Source organism: Arthrobacter sp. S41 (assembly GCF_004320535.1).
Taxonomy (GTDB): Bacteria; Actinomycetota; Actinomycetes; order Actinomycetales; family Micrococcaceae; genus Glutamicibacter.
In genome coordinates this window covers 1,851,972-1,868,242 of sequence record NZ_SIHY01000001.1, presented here as the reverse complement: position 1 = coordinate 1,868,242, position 16,271 = coordinate 1,851,972, and the positions used below count along the sequence as shown (strand labels likewise).

At 56.2% G+C, this 16,271-nt stretch carries 14 protein-coding genes; 6 read left to right on the top strand and 8 right to left on the bottom strand.

The annotated features are described in order from the left end of the window. Positions 1-22: 22 nt before the first annotated feature. From EYR88_RS08625 to EYR88_RS08605, 5 genes are all read right to left on the bottom strand, one after another. On the bottom strand, positions 23-2,584 hold the full coding sequence (locus EYR88_RS08625) for a hypothetical protein (RefSeq protein WP_131089232.1): 2,562 nt from the start codon (positions 2,582-2,584) through the stop codon (positions 23-25). Between the two features lie 238 nt (positions 2,585-2,822). Further along, positions 2,823-3,992, bottom strand: coding sequence for an acetyl-CoA C-acyltransferase (locus EYR88_RS08620; protein ID WP_131089231.1), 1,170 nt, complete (start codon positions 3,990-3,992; stop codon positions 2,823-2,825). Further along, positions 3,989-4,639, bottom strand: coding sequence for a CoA transferase subunit B (locus EYR88_RS08615; RefSeq protein ID WP_131089230.1), 651 nt, complete (start codon positions 4,637-4,639; stop codon positions 3,989-3,991). Before EYR88_RS08615 ends, EYR88_RS08620 begins: the two co-directional genes overlap by 4 nt. 2 nt (positions 4,640-4,641) lie before the next feature. Continuing rightward, positions 4,642-5,346, bottom strand: a complete 705-nt coding sequence (locus tag EYR88_RS08610; protein ID WP_131089229.1) for a CoA transferase subunit A — start codon at positions 5,344-5,346, stop codon at positions 4,642-4,644. Between the two features lie 163 nt (positions 5,347-5,509). Continuing rightward, the gene (locus EYR88_RS08605; protein WP_131089228.1) at positions 5,510-5,965 is read right to left on the bottom strand and encodes a VOC family protein; all 456 of its coding nucleotides are present in this window, start codon (positions 5,963-5,965) and stop codon (positions 5,510-5,512) included. A 70-nt stretch (positions 5,966-6,035) separates the two neighbouring features. Between EYR88_RS08605 and EYR88_RS08600 the strand changes: the two genes are divergently transcribed. From EYR88_RS08600 to EYR88_RS08575, 6 genes are all read left to right on the top strand, one after another. Beyond that, positions 6,036-6,824: an IclR family transcriptional regulator gene (locus EYR88_RS08600; protein WP_131089227.1), complete on the top strand. Its 789-nt coding sequence runs from the start codon at positions 6,036-6,038 to the stop codon at positions 6,822-6,824. A 105-nt stretch (positions 6,825-6,929) separates the two neighbouring features. After that, complete coding sequence (locus tag EYR88_RS08595; RefSeq protein WP_131089226.1) at positions 6,930-8,030, top strand: alanine racemase; 1,101 nt, start codon at positions 6,930-6,932, stop codon at positions 8,028-8,030. Between the two features lie 114 nt (positions 8,031-8,144). Then, positions 8,145-8,972, top strand: a complete 828-nt coding sequence (locus tag EYR88_RS08590) for a ribose-phosphate pyrophosphokinase-like domain-containing protein (protein ID WP_131089225.1) — start codon at positions 8,145-8,147, stop codon at positions 8,970-8,972. 16 nt (positions 8,973-8,988) lie between these two features. After that, positions 8,989-10,530, top strand: a complete 1,542-nt coding sequence (locus EYR88_RS08585; RefSeq protein WP_131089224.1) for a nicotinate phosphoribosyltransferase — start codon at positions 8,989-8,991, stop codon at positions 10,528-10,530. A gap of 45 nt (positions 10,531-10,575) precedes the next feature. Next, complete coding sequence (locus EYR88_RS08580) at positions 10,576-11,205, top strand: NUDIX hydrolase (RefSeq protein ID WP_131089223.1); 630 nt, start codon at positions 10,576-10,578, stop codon at positions 11,203-11,205. Between the two features lie 52 nt (positions 11,206-11,257). Continuing rightward, positions 11,258-12,946 carry a long-chain-fatty-acid--CoA ligase gene (locus EYR88_RS08575; protein WP_131089222.1) on the top strand — a complete coding sequence of 563 codons (1,689 nt, stop codon included), beginning with the start codon at positions 11,258-11,260 and terminating at the stop codon, positions 12,944-12,946. Here EYR88_RS08575 and EYR88_RS08570 read toward each other — a convergent pair. From EYR88_RS08570 to EYR88_RS08560, 3 genes are read right to left on the bottom strand one after another with little or no spacing between them, the layout of a single operon-like run. Next, positions 12,943-14,547 carry an ABC transporter ATP-binding protein gene (locus EYR88_RS08570; RefSeq protein ID WP_131089221.1) on the bottom strand — a complete coding sequence of 535 codons (1,605 nt, stop codon included), beginning with the start codon at positions 14,545-14,547 and terminating at the stop codon, positions 12,943-12,945. The genes EYR88_RS08575 and EYR88_RS08570 overlap by 4 nt on opposite strands. Then, positions 14,544-15,341: an ABC transporter permease gene (locus tag EYR88_RS08565; protein ID WP_131089220.1), complete on the bottom strand. Its 798-nt coding sequence runs from the start codon at positions 15,339-15,341 to the stop codon at positions 14,544-14,546. The genes EYR88_RS08570 and EYR88_RS08565 overlap by 4 nt, the downstream gene beginning before the upstream one ends. After that, on the bottom strand, positions 15,338-16,270 hold the full coding sequence (locus EYR88_RS08560) for an ABC transporter permease (RefSeq protein WP_131089219.1): 933 nt from the start codon (positions 16,268-16,270) through the stop codon (positions 15,338-15,340). The genes EYR88_RS08565 and EYR88_RS08560 overlap by 4 nt, the downstream gene beginning before the upstream one ends. Position 16,271 lies beyond the last annotated feature (1 nt).

Genomic DNA, 16,271 nt, shown 5'->3' with positions numbered 1-16,271 from the left:
CGGACTTATTTGCTAGTGGTTGTTACCACCAAGATGAATCGGTGACGGTAACAACCGGTTGTCCGGTGCTCCAATCGATGTTGCCCGTGAAGCTCCGTTCGATTTCTTCCTCGTCGTAGTCGATGTACTCTTTGTCCGTTTGCTTGTATTTGAACGTGACAGGCGAGCTTTCGAAGGTATCCATTCCTTCAAGCGCTACTTGCTCGGCCTGTTTCTTCACCGAGAAGGACTCTAGATCTTTGGCCTGCAACTCATAAGGGCAGCCCTCATCGAGATTGGTCGGTGCGGTGACACAAGCGGTAGAAAACGCTCGTACCTTCTCCAGCACAAGTTGATCAACCTTTGCCGTGGCCACGGTGCTCAGAGTAACGGCGGCTTCCAGATCATCTGGGTGATTTGCGCGCAATTGCTGAACATCAGTTTCTTGGTATTCAGTGCTTGGGGCCGTGACGTTGTAGATGCCAGGGTAAACGTAGTAGTCACCGCTGTAGGAGGAGGAAGTTTCATCAAAGAACGATTCGCCCTCACCAAGGTGAACCTGTTCCTTGCCAACGGTGACATCCGAGACTAGACCCGAACTGATTTTTACTGGCACCAGTAGCGGTTCGTTCAGTTCCCAGGTATCAAGCAGCCCGAACTCTTTGTCCCCGCGGTCTACGCTAAAGACTTTTTCATGCTGTTCACCGTTAATGGCGTAGGTCGCGCGGATAGTTGCTGAACTGTCGTCCTTGGACTCACGTTTAACATCGACAACCTCCAAACGCTGCTCGGCCCCAGCCATTGCGTCATCTGTGAGCAGAACGCGGGAAGCATTATCAATGCCCGGGTCAACCATTTCCCCGGCCTTGTCTGCTTTTCCATCAGCCAGCAGGGATAGATACTGCTCGACCTGTGCCTCTGGTTTTCGCTGAGAATTCAGGTAGGTCACGGCACCAATGCCGAGACCTACAAGGACCGCCAAACCGAGTACGCCAAATCCAACAGCTTTTGCCTTCGTCTTGGAAGCTGCGGAGGCTGGCTGAAGTGCAGGCGCTGGGCCTACAGGGGAGACCGGTGCGGTGTTGGCGCTCGCAGCTGGTGCTGCGGCAAACGAAGTTGTGGCCGGTTCGGTGGTGGTGACCGGCATGGTGGTGGTCGGAGTAACTGGCGCTGGTGCTACTGAGGCTGCTGGTGCTGCAGGTGCCGTCGCGACTGGAGCCTGTGACTGTCCGGAGATCCAGCGTTCCGTAGCAGCTTTACCACCCAGAACGCCGAGTAGCGCTGGGAAGTAGCGGTAGACCTGAAGCGGCAGAAGTTCGGCGAGCACCGAGACGATAGCTGCACCGATGGCTAGGAAAATCACGGAATACCAAGTGATGCCGAAGGAGACATCTGCGTTCATGTTGCCCAGTTCGCCAGCGCTGATCTTGCCGCCCAAGGAAAGGCTGGTTAGCCACGCGAGAATCATCCATAGGACGAGTGTGACAACCGGTAGCTGCCATACCCGCTGCCAGTTGATTCCACTGGTACGGGTGCGGTGAATGCCGACTCGAATCGCCACGGCAACAACCAAGAGAACAGTAAGGACAATCAGCCAAGCGCCCTTACCGTCGGCGAAGTCCCAGATCCGGTACGCGGAGGTTGGGATGGAATCTCCGGTGAAGTTTTCCAGGGTCGAAGCGGCACCAGAAATGTTTGGAGCCACCGCACCGAGGAAGCCCAAAGCACCAAGGTAGGCGCCTAGGGTTCCAAGCAAAGGAAGCAACATCAGAGTCATGCTCCACGGCATGTCTTCGCTCTTGTTGACCAATACGATGATGACGCCGACTACGGCAAAGACCGTCAAGACAGCAACAACAAGAGTAATTGCCTCACGTACACCGTTCATCAGCGGAGTTTCAGCGCTGGATCGAGCTGGGGCAGTGGCAATGAACTGTGAGAAGAATACAGTGAGCAGAACAGTGAAGAAGACGCCAGCGTACCGCGGCGAAATCGTTGCACTCACGAATTCCATGGCTTCCATACTGAGCTTGCCAAAGAGCGAAATGATCAAGAAGACCAGTGCAAGAACCAGTGCGTGCAGTCCCGAATTCAGAGCGGCGCTCTTCCAACCACCGGCAGGAACGCCTCGCTTGAGTTTGCGAACTACCAGGTAGTTTGCAATGCAGATTGCGAGAATCGCAGTGATCGAGACAAGCGAGAGCGCTAGGTGCGCTTCTCCGGACATGCCGAAGCCACCACCGTTGCCCGAAATCTTCAGGCCACCGCCGAGCATGGTGCTAAATAGCAAGATGAAGGCTTTGAATGAGTTGAGTTGCGAGGCTAACCCTGCGTCTGAGTAGTCAGAGTAATCGCTAGCCCCTGATTCCTTAGCCGCGGATGCCAACGGAATAAGGTAACAAAGGGCAAGTACGATAGCGATAACCGCAATAGCGCCGGCCTGAATTGCGAGCAATTGAAGGCTAGCTTTGGACTTGAGGTCCACTAGCGCGTCAATAACCTTTTTTACCTGCGGATTTTGTCCGGCTGGTGCCAGCGGTGGTGGCGGAGGATTGGAGGGCGTTTGAGGCGCCTTTGGTTCATCCGGTTGTTGCAAATTTTCCAATGGAAGTCCTGACGTGGTGCGATGATGATCAAGCAATGGCAAAACTCGTCGCATTAAAGTCGAACGAGTTGAAATTTGGCCTACCAATTTCATATCACAGAACGCGGACAAAATACCTCCGAATAGAGACTGTGACGCTGTTTCAAAGCCTGAATTCGCTTTTCATTACGCACATAAAAAGCCGGGGTCAATGAATATCAAAATTCATTGACCCCGGCTTGGTCACCGGAACTCCGATTTAGAGAGAACGAAGCAGTACCGCGGTGCCTTGTCCGCCACCACCACAAATACCAATGGCGCCCAAGGAACCGGCAGGTAGCTCCTGCAGCTGTCGAGCCAAGGTGCCAATGATGCGAGCGCCCGAAGCGCCGATCGGGTGACCCAAAGCGGTGGCTCCACCATGCTGATTTACGATGGACTCATTGATGCCCAGAAGTTTGGTGGACTCAACAACTACCGCGGTGAAGGCTTCATTGATTTCAACCGCCTTCAGGTTTTCAGCCTTTTCGCCGGCCTTCTGCAAGGCGGCGGCAATCGCATTTGAAGGCTGCTCATGCAAGGTGCGTCCTGGGCCAGCGACAAATGCGTGCGAGACGATTTCGGCCGAAGCGGTCAGGCCAAGACGTTTAATGGCGGCGTCGCTGGCCAAGACCACGGCGGCAGCACCGTCGGTGATCTGCGATGAGTTACCTGCCGTGATCGTTCCGTCCTTCGAGAATGAGGGGCGCAACTTAGCTAGGGTTTCTACAGTGGTGGTGTCACGAATGCCATCATCTTCGGAGTAGGTTGTTTCGCTTTTGCGGGTGGTGACGGTGAACGGAGCAATTTCACCGGCGGTAAATTCGCGAGAGGCCGCAGCCTTCTGGTGCGACTGCGCGGCAATCTTGTCCTGGGACTCACGGGTGATGGAAAGTTCGCCGTTGTGCTCTTCGGTCGAAGCACCCATGGAACGTTTTTCTGCCGCGTCGGTCAGACCATCGTGGGCCATGGTGTCAATCATTTCGATGGCACCGTACTTAACACCAGCACGAGCTCGTTGTGCGTGGGGAGCAAGAGTCATGGACTCCTGACCGATGGCAAGAACTACATCTGCTTCACCGCTATTGATGAGTCGGGCACCGGCAACTACTGCCTCGGCGCCGGAGAGGCAGACCGCGTTCACCGCAATGGATGGAACGTTCAGGGGAATACCTGCGCCAACTGCAGATTGGCGCGCAGGGTTCTGACCGGCTGCCCCCTGAAGTACCTGACCGACGATAACTTGCTCTACTTCTTTGGGGTCAACACCGGCGCGTTCCAACGCGGCTTTAGCCGCGTGTGCACCAAGCTCTGTGGCTGGAACATTGGCGAAAACGCCGTTGAACTTTACAAAGGGTGTGCGGGCGTAACCAACAATTTTTGCGCTCATGCGTTCAGATCCTCCAGGATGTCGACGGCAAATTTAGCTGCCGTGATCTCTTTAATAGTTTCTACGGTTTCACCGGGGGCCACTGCGCGCAAGGTCAAGGCGCCGTTCTCAATGTCGAACACTGCCCGGTCGGTGATAATTCTGTTGACTACGCCAACGCCGGTCAGCGGTAAATCGCAGCTCTCCACGATCTTGCTGGTGCCGTCTTTGGCTGTGTGGTCGGTTAGCACGATCACTCGTGGCGTTCCAGCAACGAGGTCCATGGCGCCACCCATACCTTTGACGAGTTTGCCAGGGATGGTCCAGTTGGCGAGGTCGCCGTTGGCGGCTACCTGTAATGCACCAAGAATAGCGGTCTGTACATGGCCTCCACGGATCATTCCGAACGAGGTTGCTGAGTCGAAGAAGCTGCCACCGGGCAAGATGGTAACGGTTTGTTTTCCGGCGTTGATTAGATCTGCGTCTTCTTCACCCTCGTATGGGAACGGGCCCATGCCCAGCAGACCATTTTCACTTTGGAGTTTGACCGAGACACCTTCGGGTAGGTGATTGGCGACCAAGGTAGGAATTCCAATACCGAGATTGACGTATTGTCCGTCGGCTAATTCGCTGGCTGCAATGGATGCCATTTCATCACGTGTCCACATGTTTAGGCCTCCTGCTTGCTGCGTACGGTGCGCTGTTCAATGTCCTTGACTCCGTCGGTGGCCACCAAGGTCTGCACAAAAATACCCGGGGTCTCTACCAATGAAGGGTCAAGATAGTCATCAAGAATTTCTTCGGCTTCGGCGAAGGTGTGGCGGCCAGACATGGCAGCCAACGGGTTGAAGTTCTTTGAGGTCATGCGGTAGCGCAGATTGCCTTCGGCGTCTGCTTGGTAGGCCTTGACCAAAGCGATGTCAGCAAAAATCCCGCGCTCTAGGATTGCAGGCTTTCCATTGAATTCCATGACTTCTTTGCCTTCAGCCACCGGCGTTCCGACTCCGGTCGGAGTGAAGAACGCAGGAATGCCCACTCCGCCAGCACGCAATCTTTCGGCTAGTGTCCCTTGCGGGCAAAACTCAACTTCAAGTTCTCCGTCGAGGAACTGTTTGGCAAAGAGTTTATTTTCGCCAACGTAGGAGGCCAGAACCTTGGATACCTGATGATTTTCTAGAAGGATCCCTAAGCCTTTACCGTCCACGCCCATGTTGTTGGAGACGATGGTGAGGTTGGTTGCTTTGGAATCCCGCAATGCGGTGATCAGTCTGTTGGGAATGCCGGAAAGGCCAAAGCCGCCCACGGCGATGGTCATTCCATCTTTTACTACTGCGGCTAGTTCTGCTGCCGCGTCTTCTCGAAACTTCGTTGTCATCGATTTCTCCCTGCGTCCACTATGTGGAGAGCGGTTATGTCTTGCTATAAACCTACGTAGTCGCAGATGAGCATTCAATAGTGATCACTGGATTGGACGCATATTGATCGGATAGTGAAGAAAGTTAGACAGCTTGTCCATAATATGAACGCAAGTTTTGAAGCTAGACGACGTCAAATTCGTTGCCTTCAGGATCTGCCATGCAAGCGGCGAAATGATCCATCTCCGGTAGATCCATCACGCTGCGGATGCTCGCGCCGAGAGCCACCAAACGTTCGGCTTCTTTGTTGACCTGCGTCTTGCGTTCTTCAAAAGGGACGCTGCGTCCTCCGCCAACTAAGAGATCAACATGCAGACGATTCTTGATGCTCTTGGATTCAGGAACCTGCTGGAACCACCAGCGCGGTCCGTGCCCTTGCGGATCGATGAGCGACTCGGGGATATCGCCGGCGCCTGGTGGCAACTCTTCGGCGGGCACGCCCATGGCCTGCCAATATGAACGCCAGGTGGTGTGGGGGCTTGGTGGTGGTTCGGGGATGTAGTGCATTGCCTGTGACCAGAACTCGACCATTACGCGCGGATCATTACAGTCAATTACCAATTGCCATGAACTCTTCATGCCCCACAGTATGCACCTAGTTGGCGACATAAAAGAGGGAGAGTCAAAAAGAATCGTCCATAATATGGGCATGAGCAATTTACCGGCCGGAGCCCAAGTGGTTGGCCGACTGGCTACCGTACTGAGAACGGTGAGCGCCTCGATGCCGCAGGGCATCACAACCAGTGAGGCCGCACGTGCCGCAGGCTTGGCCAGGCCTACAGTGCATCGACTGCTATCGGCCTTGGCCACCGAGGGTTTCTGTGACCACGACCGAAAGACCGGCAAGTGGCTACTTGGCCCGGAGCTCTACCTCATGGGAGCGGTGGCCGCCGAGCGATACGACATCAGCGAGCTGGCTCGTGAACACGTCACGGCATTGGCAGAAGCTACCGGAGAATCTGCCTTTCTTTCTGCGCGACGCTCAGATGAAACGGTGTGCCTCCTACGTCAAGATGGCGCCTTCCCCATTCGTTCCTTTGTGCTTTACGAAGGGCGTCGCTTCCCGCTGGGTGTGGCATCGGCGGGCATGGCCATCCTTGCTTTCCTGCCCGAGGAGAGTATGAAGCGCTATCTCGCTAGAGCTCAGTTAGAGGCCGAATACGGTTCTGCGCACAGTGCTAAGGAATTGCGTAAGAAGATCGCCGAAACCAGAAAAGCTGGTTACTCCATCAACCCCGGACTCATCGTTGAGGGCAGCTGGGGAATGGGTGCAGTGGTCTTTGATAGCTCTGGACAACCTGCCTGGGCGTTGAGCTTGACCGGCATACACACGCGCTTTGAACAAGATCGTCGCGAGGAATTGGGGCAACTTCTTTTGCACCACGCCCATGAGCTCTCGACCAAGCTGGCCGCGCGGACCAGTGGTGCTCGGATGTAGCGCTTAGCTGGTTGCTAGAAAGCTGCGGTAATCTTTTTGATCGGCGGATTCAACAAGACACGACCGTCACCGCGACGCAGTACAAGTATTAAAGGAACGGTAGACGTGGTCTCAATCCCTGCTGGCATCAGCACGCCACACATCATGATCGATGTGGCCCAGCTGGAAAAGAACATTTCCAAAATGGCCCAACGGGTCGCCAGCCAAGGTTTGAAATTACGCCCGCACGCAAAAACCCACAAGATGCTGGAAGTCGCTGGCCGTCAACTAGACTCTGGTGCCGTCGGGCTGACCGTGGCTACCGTCGGTGAGGCCTTAAGCTTTGCGCTGCAGGGCGTGGCCAAGATCTTTATTGCTTATCCGTTATGGGTTGATGAGTCTCAAGCAACTCGCATTGTGGAGTTGATGCGACGTGCGAAGCTGAGCATCGGTACTGATTCGGTCGAAGCCGTCCAGCAGATGTCCCAGATGCTGGGGGAGAAGGCCGCAAAAATCAGGCTCATGATTGAGATTGATAGCGGGCATCACCGCAGCGGTGTGCGACCACAAGATGCGGTGGCCATCGCCCAAGCCGCCAGCGCAGCTGGCATGCGCGTGCACGGAGTCTTTACCTTCCCTGGGCACAGCTATGATCCCGATGGAATCGACGCTGCGGTTAATGATGAATTTAAAGCGTTGGCCGAGGCGACAAGGTTGTTGCGTGAAGCCGGATTTGAAATCAAACGCATCAGCGGTGGCTCCTCACCGACCGCTGCCTTGAGCGATAGCTCTGTGCTGACCGAAGTACGTCCAGGTGTTTACGTTTTTGGGGACGCTCAGCAATTTGAACTTGGACGTATTGGCTTTGACGAGATCTCATTGACTGTTGCGGCAACCGTGGTGAGCCGTCATGAAGGAAATGAGCAGATCCCTCGCCGAGTAGTACTGGATGCCGGTAGCAAAATTCTTGGCAGTGACCGTCCTAGCTGGGCCACCGGGTACGGGCGCATTGTGGAATGTCCGGACGCCAGAATTAGTGCACTCTCCGAACACCACTCCACGGTCCTGTGGCCCGAAAATCTTGAGCTGCCTGCGCACGGCACTCGCCTGCAGGTGATCCCGAATCATGTGTGCCAGGCAGTGAACCTGGTTGATTCTGTGTTGGCCGTGCACCCCGATGATTCCACCGAGGTGTGGGACGTGGCTGCTCGCGGGCTGAACTACTAAATACTTCCCTAGCTCTCTAAGGTGGTTTGGCGGTTAGCTGACCCCAAAAGTGGGCAGGGAAGTTTTTTTGCCAGCAATAAACATCAAGTGATGTTTATGTGTTACGCTGAATTCATGATCAAGCCATACGCCACCGTTGCAGCCGGATACACGGTCTACTCCGACGTTGAATTCATGAACTTTCCTGCCGGGGAAGCACACTTCAAAATTGGATCCGCAGCCAACGAGCAGACCCCAAGCCACATCATCATCACCGGTACTGACGCCAACGACTTCATGCGAGCTGGTCTCTGGATTGACTACGCACACCAGCATGGTCACAAGGTCAGTGCGGTCATTCCATATCTGCCAGCAGCGCGGGCCGACCGTGGAGAACCCTTCGGTGCCAAGGTCTACGCAAATATGATCAACGCGCTTGAAGCTGATCGGGTGATCTGCTTTGATCCACACTCACCAGTGATCACCACCTTGGTCAATAACCTGACTGTTATTGATCCAGCTGAACCGCTAGCCAAATGGCTGGGGCACTTCGACCAGCACTACGACGGCATTATCGCTCCGGACGCCGGAGCGGTGAACCGGGCAACTAAGGCAGCCAAGGCCTTCGGACTGCCGGTCTATAAAGCAGGAAAGAAGCGCGACTTTGAAACCGGGAAGCTCACCGGCTTTCACTGCGAAGAGCTTCCTGTTGGCGGCCGCTACCTAGTAGTTGACGATATCTGCGACGGGGGAGGGACCTTCAGAGGTCTAGCCGCTGCGACCGGGCTGCCAAAGGAAAACCTGGATCTCTGGGTTAGCCACGGGGTGTTCTCGGGAGCCGCCGGTGAACTGAAAAATCACTTCGGACAGATCTTCACCACCGACTCTCACCCTGGACATACCAACCCAGAGGTCAACGCCCGCATCTTGCCCATCGCCTCAATCATCCCCACCTACCTCTAATCCTCAAGGAGTCATCATGAACCTGCTCGCCGACACCACCACCACTGCCGCGATCACCGCACCGCTGTTCCTCACCGACTGCTACAAGCTCGGACACAAGGACCTCTACCCGACCGGCACCACCAAGGTCTACTCGAACTACACCAACCGTGCCTCCCGCATCGACGGGGTAGATCACGTAGTGCATTTTGGTCTACAAGCCTTCATCCAGTCCTACTGCGTTGAAGCCTTTGCTCCCTTCTTTGCCGCTGATGAAGACGAAGCTATCGCCGAGTATGAAAAAACTTTAGTGAGCGTCTTGGGCCCGGAGCACGGCATTGATACCAGCCACATCCGCGAATTGCACCAGCTCGGTTACCTGCCGCTGGTCTTCCGCTCGTTGCCTGAAGGCACACGAGTCCCATTGCGTGTACCAAGCTTCACCGTGGAAAACACGGAAGCTGACTTCTTCTGGTTGACCAACTACATCGAGACCATCCTGTCGGCTGAAATCTGGCAGGCCTCCACCTCGGCAACCACCGCAGATGTCTACCGCCAGTTACTGGACGCGGCAGCGCAGCGCACCGGCGGCGACTCGGCTTTTGTGAATTGGCAACTCCACGACTTCAGCTTCCGCGGCATGGGTGGAGCCCACGCGGCAGCCATGTCCGGCGCCGGTCACCTGCTCTCCTTCACCGGGTCAGATTCACTGGGAACCATCGACTGGGTCAACCGCTACTACCCATCAACTGCTGGAAGTGAGAACGGACAGATCCTTGGATCCATCCCGGCCACCGAGCACTCGGTCATGTGTGCCGGAATTGCCCACGAAGATGAACAAGCAACCTTTGAACGCATCCTCGAAAAGCACCCGGTAGGCAATGTGTCGGTAGTTTCGGACACCATGAATTTCTGGAGTGTACTGGGAGAAATCCTGCCAACGCTTAAGAACAAGATCATGGCCCGCGAAGGAAAACTGGTGATCCGCCCGGATTCGGGAGACCCCGCTGACATCGTCTGCGGTACCCGAAGCAACCCCGAGATCCCAGAGCCCGAGCAGGATCAAACACCTGAACAAAACCCCGCCTACTTCGGAGCCGTGCAACTGCTCTGGAATGAATTTGGTGGCACTATCAACGCCGCAGGCTTCAAAGAACTCGATCCGCACATCGGACTGATCTATGGGGACTCCATTACCCCGGCTCGGGCCAAGGACATCACCGAACGGTTGGAAAAGGCCGGGTTTGCCGCCTCAAATATTGTCTTTGGTGTTGGCTCATTCACCTACCAGTACGTCACCCGCGATACCTTCTCTTCGGCAGTCAAGGCCACCTGGGCAGAAATTGATGGTCAGGGGTATGACTTGCTCAAAGATCCAGTCACTGACTCGGGCATGAAAAAGTCCGCAACGGGTCGATTAGCGGTGCTACGTGATGAACAAGGGGAGCTGTACTTGGTAGAACGTGCAGATGCCAAGGCCCAAGCAGCCTCACTATTGGAGGCTGTGTGGAAGGACGGCGGGTTCCTCAAGACCCAGTCCTTCAAGGATGTCCGCAACGTCTTGGGCAACATCGCGTAGTCGGCATTGAGCACAGGACAGGAGCAGGCGAATAAGATGGGAGTTATGCCGCAACAGCCCCTGGTCTCCATTGACGCCGTACCCTTTATCGTCGTGGACGATTCACTGCACGTGATCACCGCACGTCGCCAGTGGGACCCATTTATCGGGCAGTACGCACTGCCAGGTGTTTTGCTCAACGCGCACGAACGACTCAATGAAGCCGTGGCACGGGCACTGGCCGACAAGGCCGGAGTCACTGAAAAAGTCACTCCCCAGCTGGTTGCTGTCTTTGACGACTTTGAGCGTGATGAGCGTGGGCCCACGTTGTCCATGGCGCACCTAGTGATCCTGAGCCACATGCCCGCGGATGAGAACGTTGCAGCGGAACCCCTGCTGAACCTGCCAGTCCTTCCGTTTGACCACAACATCATCATCACCCGCACCGCAGCAATGTTATTGGACTCGCTGTGGATCAATCAGGAAGTGACTAGGGCTCTGCTGGGTGAGCAATTCACCACCGCAGATGTGGTGGCACGCATGAAAGAGCTGGCAGTAGCCGCCGGCCGACCCGAACCAGTGATGAACAATGTTGGCCGCGCACTGGCCACCAACAAGTCGGTAGCCAAACTACCGGCCGTGGCCGTGGGCACCGGTCGCCCACCGGCACGGTGGCAGTGGGCCGAGAACGCATAAAAACCTGCATAAAAATCGCAAGGTTACCGCCGCGTAGGGCATGATAGAGGCTATGGAGAAAAGCGCTGCGCCCGCTTGGGTAGCTAATTATCAGCCCGGTGTCCCTGCCGAGATCGATCTGCCTACTGAACCACTGAGCCGTATGTTTGAGCAGTCGGTGGCAGAAGCCGGAGCGAGTCCAGCCACTGAATTTTTCGGTCGCCGCACCAGCTACACGCAACTAGGCGAACAGGTTGAACAGGCTGCCGAAGGCTTGCGCAAACTGGGAGTGCGTGCCGGGGATCGCGTGGCGCTGATCCTTCCCAACTGCCCACAGCACGTCATCGCCTTCTACGCGGTATTGCGTCTTGGCGCAGTTGTAGTGGAACACAATCCGCTGTATACCTCCCGCGAACTTCGCCACCAGTTTGAGGACCACCAAGCACGTGTGGTCATTGTCTGGGACAAAGTTGTTTCAACGGTGCAAAAGTTCCCTCAGGACGTGCAGATCGACGCCATTGTGTCGGTCAACCTACTTGACGCGTTCCCACCGATGAAGCGTTTGGCACTAAACCTTCCGGTCAAAAAACTGCGTGAAACCAAGGCTTCGCTGACGGTGCGCACTTCGGGAACCACCAGCTGGAAAGAGCTGCTCAGCGGCGGACGTCTGGATGCGAGTCATCCACACCCTGGGGTAGATGACCTGGCTGTCATCCAGTACACCTCTGGAACGACCGGCCATCCCAAGGGCGCAATGCTCACCCACTTCAACCTTTATTCCAACGCCTTGCAGGGTGAAGCGTGGATGCTAGGGGCCAAGGAACGCGAAGAAATTCTCTACGCGATCCTGCCAATGTTCCATGCCTTTGGCATGACCCTTTATCTAACCTTCGGGGTGAAAAAACAGGGCCTGCTGGTGCTCTTCCCGAAGTTTGATGCCGAAATGATTCTTGATGCCTGGAAGAAATCTCCAGCCACGGTCTACTGCGCAGTTCCACCAATTTATGAGCGCACCGCGTTGGCTGCTAAGGAACGTGGCATGTCGCTCAAGAGTGCCAAGTACTGCATCTCTGGCGCGATGAATCTTCCAGACCACGTAGTGGAACTGTGGGAATCGATGTCCGGCGGCCTATTGGTTGAGGGATACGGTATGACCGAGTCCTCCCCGGTAGCACTGGGCAATCCTTTCCACCCAACCCGTCGTACCGGAACCATTGGTGTTCCATTCCCATCAACCCTGATGAAGGTTGTTGACGTGGAAGATCCCTCCAAGGAAGTAGCTCAAGGTGAAGCTGGCGAGCTGATGATCAAGGGACCGCAGGTCTTCCAAGGCTATTGGAACAATCCTGAAGAGACTGCCAAAACCAAAACTGCCGATGGCTGGCTACACTCAGGTGATGTGGTCACCGTGGATGAAGATGGTTTCACCCAGGTGGTTGACCGTGCCAAGGAACTGATCATTACCGGTGGGTTTAATGTTTCCCCCACAGAAGTTGAAGTAGCCCTGCGCCAGCACGCCGATGTGGTTGACGCGGCGGTCTTCGGCAAGCCTTTGGCTCGCGGTGGCGAGATGGTTGTAGCGGCGGTCCAGCTGGAACCAGGTGTTGAACTGAACGAAGACGGCCTGCGGACCCATTGCCGTGAACTACTAGCTGCCTACAAGGTACCCAAGCGTGTAGTGGCGGTCGAGGAATTGCCCCGCTCATTGCTTGGCAAGATCCTTCGCAAGCAAGTCAAAGACGAGCTGACCGACACGATCTAACGTAAGCGTGGCATCGCCGAGAGCAACTTCTGGGTGTACTCGCGCTGCGGGGAGCCGAAGATCGACGCGGTATCACCGTGCTCGATGAGCTTTCCTTGGTGCATCACGGCCACGGTGTCGCTCATGTGTTCAATGACCGACAGATCATGGCTGATGAACAGGTAGCTGGTTCCGGTCTCCAACTGGATCCGATCCAGCAGATCCAGCACGGTGGCCTGAATGGACACATCCAACGCCGATACCGGTTCATCAAGAACTAACACCGAGGGTTTCGGTGCCAGCGCACGGGCGATAGCTAAGCGCTGGCGCTGACCCCCGGAGAGCTCGCGTGGGTTGCGGGCCAAGAGGTCTGCGGAAAGTTCTACCTGTTCCAAAAGCTGAGTTATGGGCTTTCGGTATTCGCTGGCGCGCTTGGATTTTCCGCGGCTCAACGCATCGGTGAGCAACTGTCCTACGGTGTAGCGCGGATCAAATGAGCCCAGCGGGTTCTGATAGATCGCACCCATCTGCTCTCGCAGGTTCTGTCGCTGTGAGGCAGTGCTGGGGGAGAAGCGCTCGCCGAGCAATTCGACGGTGCCGCTATCGGGCTTTTCCAGACCCAAAACCATACGCGCGGTCGTGGTTTTTCCCGAGCCTGATTCGCCCACAATGCCCAGCGTTTTACCTCGCGGTAGCTCAAAGCTGACCGAGCTGACGGCTAGGTGCTTGCCGAAGCTCTTGGATAAGTCTTTTACCGACAATGCCGGGGAGTGTTGTTCGGAGTCCTGAATCTTTCGTGCCGGACTTGTTGTTTCCTCGGCTCCAAGATCCGAGAGCGCGGTGAAGCGAGGGACCGAGGAAGGCACGGCCCGTAAGAGCTTGCGGGTGTAGTCATGTTGCGGGTGTTCCAGGATTTGCTGTGTAGGTCCGGACTCAACAATCTCACCGTGGCGCATCACTGCAATGTCATCGGCGAGGTGGGCTACCTGGGCCAAGTCGTGGCTGATCATGAGGATGCCACGGCCCTGTTGTTTCAGCGCGCGAAGCTGCGAGAGGACTAGAGCGGTAAGTTGCGAGTCCAACGCGGTGGTGGCCTCATCGGCAATGACCACCTGCGGGTTGCCAACCAAAGCCTGCGCAATCAACGCACGCTGACGCATACCGCCCGAGAGTTCGGTGGAGCGCTGCTTGGCTCGCACGTCAGGTTCTGGCATGCGTACGGATTTGAGCACTTCGAGAACTCGCTGTTTGCGTTCTGCGGATTTCAACGCAGTGTGTTCTTTGAGCCCGTCATTGATCTCGCGTCCCACCGGGCGTAAAGGATCCAACGCCATTAAGGCATCTTGCAAGATCAGGGAGAGAGTATTTCCGCGGATTTTCTGCCAGGCTCGGTCCGAAAGCGAACGAGCATCGTGCCCACAGATGTCCAAGGTACTTGCGGTGACGGTGCCACCGGAAAGTCCGAGAAGACTTCGTGCGGTCACCGATTTTCCAGACCCTGATTCGCCCACCAAGGCAAGGACCTTTCCCGCCTGAACGGTAAAGGAAATGTTTTTTACTGCCGGTGTTCCGTCAAAACTTACGGACAGATCTTTGACGGTGATCAGAGTTTGCTCGCTCATAGTGACTTCACCTTTCCGCCCAAAGCGCGGCCAATCAGGGTTGCAGAAACTGCCACGGCAACGATGGCCAAGCCAGGGAACAGACTCATCCACCACGCGAGGTGAAGGTAGGTGCGTCCTGCCGACAACATGGCGCCCCACTCAGGTGCTGGAGGGGGCGTGCCCAAGCCGAGGAAGGATAGCGCTGCCGCCCAAATCACTGCTTGACCGATGCCCAAGGTGACCAGCGCCAACAGTGGTTTCAGTGCGTTCGGGATTAAGTGGTTGCGCGACTTGCGCCACGTGCCACGTCCTAGGACCGTGGCAGCTTCAAGCATCTCTGAATTCTTCAGACTACGGATTTGGCTGCGTACCAGTCGGGCATAACCAGGGGCCGTTGACAGGCCCACGGCAACAATGGCCGGTCCGACGCCGGGCCCGGTGAAAGCAATGATCAGCAGGGCCATCAACAGAGATGGAATAGCGTAGAGGGCCTCAAGGATGCGCAAGATGATCTCATCAAGCCAGCGCGGAGACAGCGCAGCAATGGTGCCCAGCACGATGGCTAGTCCCATGCCCAATGCCGTCGCGGCCAAACCAATGGCTAGCGAATCGCCGGCCCCGTGGATGACGCGAGTATAGATATCGCGGCCCGATTCGTCGGTACCGAAAAAGTGGGCCAGCCCTGGCTTTGCAAACGCTTGCGTTGGGTTGATGGCCAGTGGGTCACCGGGAGCCAAAACAGATGGTGCCAACGCCATCAGTAGCCATAGGCCGATAACCAGTAGGCAACAGATTTTTGCGGTGCGGCTCATCGTGACTCACCTGCTGGATTGATCATTCGTTCAATGCCTTCGGAGATGGCCATAACCACGATGTAAACCAACGCAGAGAACAAAGCGATACCGGTAACCATGGGAATATCCCGGGCCAGCACCGCTGAGAGTAAAGAACGTCCCAGTCCCGGGCGGGCAAAAATCGCCTCAACCACTACCGCGCCGGAGAGTAATGAAGAAAATGCCCAACCGGTCAGGCTCAGTGCGGGCAGGGCGGCATGGCGCAGGCCATGGCGCCAGAAGAGTTTCAGTCGGCTTTCACCGCGAGCTCGGGCGGCCAGCGCAAACTGGCTACCCATCGCTTCGCTGAGTGAATCTCGCATTAGCTGGGTGAGGAATCCAGCCAAAGGCAGAGCCAGGGTGAGAATCGGAAGTACCAACCCGTGGCCGGTGCCGTTATCCACCGCTGGAAGCCAACCCAGCGCTGAGGAGAAGAGCATGATCAGCACGGCACCAAGCCAGAAGTGTGGAACCGCAGCAGCAATGATCTCTAGCAGGTTACCCACCTGGGATCCGATGCGGCCTGCACGCATGGCCAGTGCAGAAAAACAGAGCGCCAAAAGCCAGGCGGCGGCCAGCGCCATCAACGATAGCCATAAGGTGTTGGGCAGTACCTCGCCCATTACCTGGGTCACCGGCTGTTTCAGCGAATAGGAGGTGCCAAAATCAAAGGTGGCGAGCTTGCCTAGGTACAGCAAGTACTGGGTGATGACCGGTTGGTCCAGTGCATACTCGGCTCGGGCCGCGGCCAAAGCTTGAGCTGAGGCTTGAGAGCCTGGTCCACCCATAATTGCTTCGGCCGGATCGCCGGGGATCAACCGGATGGCGATGAAGATGGCCGAAGCCACCAGCCATAACACCACCAACGCCCCGCCGACCTTGCGACCGACCCAAGCAAGCGTGTTCATT

Bases quoted from the DNA above. Each gene is read 5' to 3' on its own strand.
- EYR88_RS08620 (WP_131089231.1), bottom strand. From the start codon at position 3,992: ATGAGCGCAAAAATTGTTGGTTACGCCCGCACACCCTTTGTAAAGTTC.
- EYR88_RS08615 (WP_131089230.1), bottom strand. From the start codon at position 4,639: ATGTGGACACGTGATGAAATGGCATCCATTGCAGCCAGCGAATTAGCC.
- EYR88_RS08610 (WP_131089229.1), bottom strand. From the start codon at position 5,346: ATGACAACGAAGTTTCGAGAAGACGCGGCAGCAGAACTAGCCGCAGTA.
- EYR88_RS08605 (WP_131089228.1), bottom strand. From the start codon at position 5,965: ATGAAGAGTTCATGGCAATTGGTAATTGACTGTAATGATCCGCGCGTA.
- EYR88_RS08600 (WP_131089227.1), top strand. From the start codon at position 6,036: ATGAGCAATTTACCGGCCGGAGCCCAAGTGGTTGGCCGACTGGCTACC.
- EYR88_RS08590 (WP_131089225.1), top strand. From the start codon at position 8,145: ATGATCAAGCCATACGCCACCGTTGCAGCCGGATACACGGTCTACTCC.
- EYR88_RS08585 (WP_131089224.1), top strand. From the start codon at position 8,989: ATGAACCTGCTCGCCGACACCACCACCACTGCCGCGATCACCGCACCG.
- EYR88_RS08580 (WP_131089223.1), top strand. From the start codon at position 10,576: ATGCCGCAACAGCCCCTGGTCTCCATTGACGCCGTACCCTTTATCGTC.
- EYR88_RS08575 (WP_131089222.1), top strand. From the start codon at position 11,258: ATGGAGAAAAGCGCTGCGCCCGCTTGGGTAGCTAATTATCAGCCCGGT.
- EYR88_RS08570 (WP_131089221.1), bottom strand. From the start codon at position 14,547: ATGAGCGAGCAAACTCTGATCACCGTCAAAGATCTGTCCGTAAGTTTT.
- EYR88_RS08565 (WP_131089220.1), bottom strand. From the start codon at position 15,341: ATGAGCCGCACCGCAAAAATCTGTTGCCTACTGGTTATCGGCCTATGG.
- EYR88_RS08560 (WP_131089219.1), bottom strand. From the start codon at position 16,270: ATGAACACGCTTGCTTGGGTCGGTCGCAAGGTCGGCGGGGCGTTGGTG.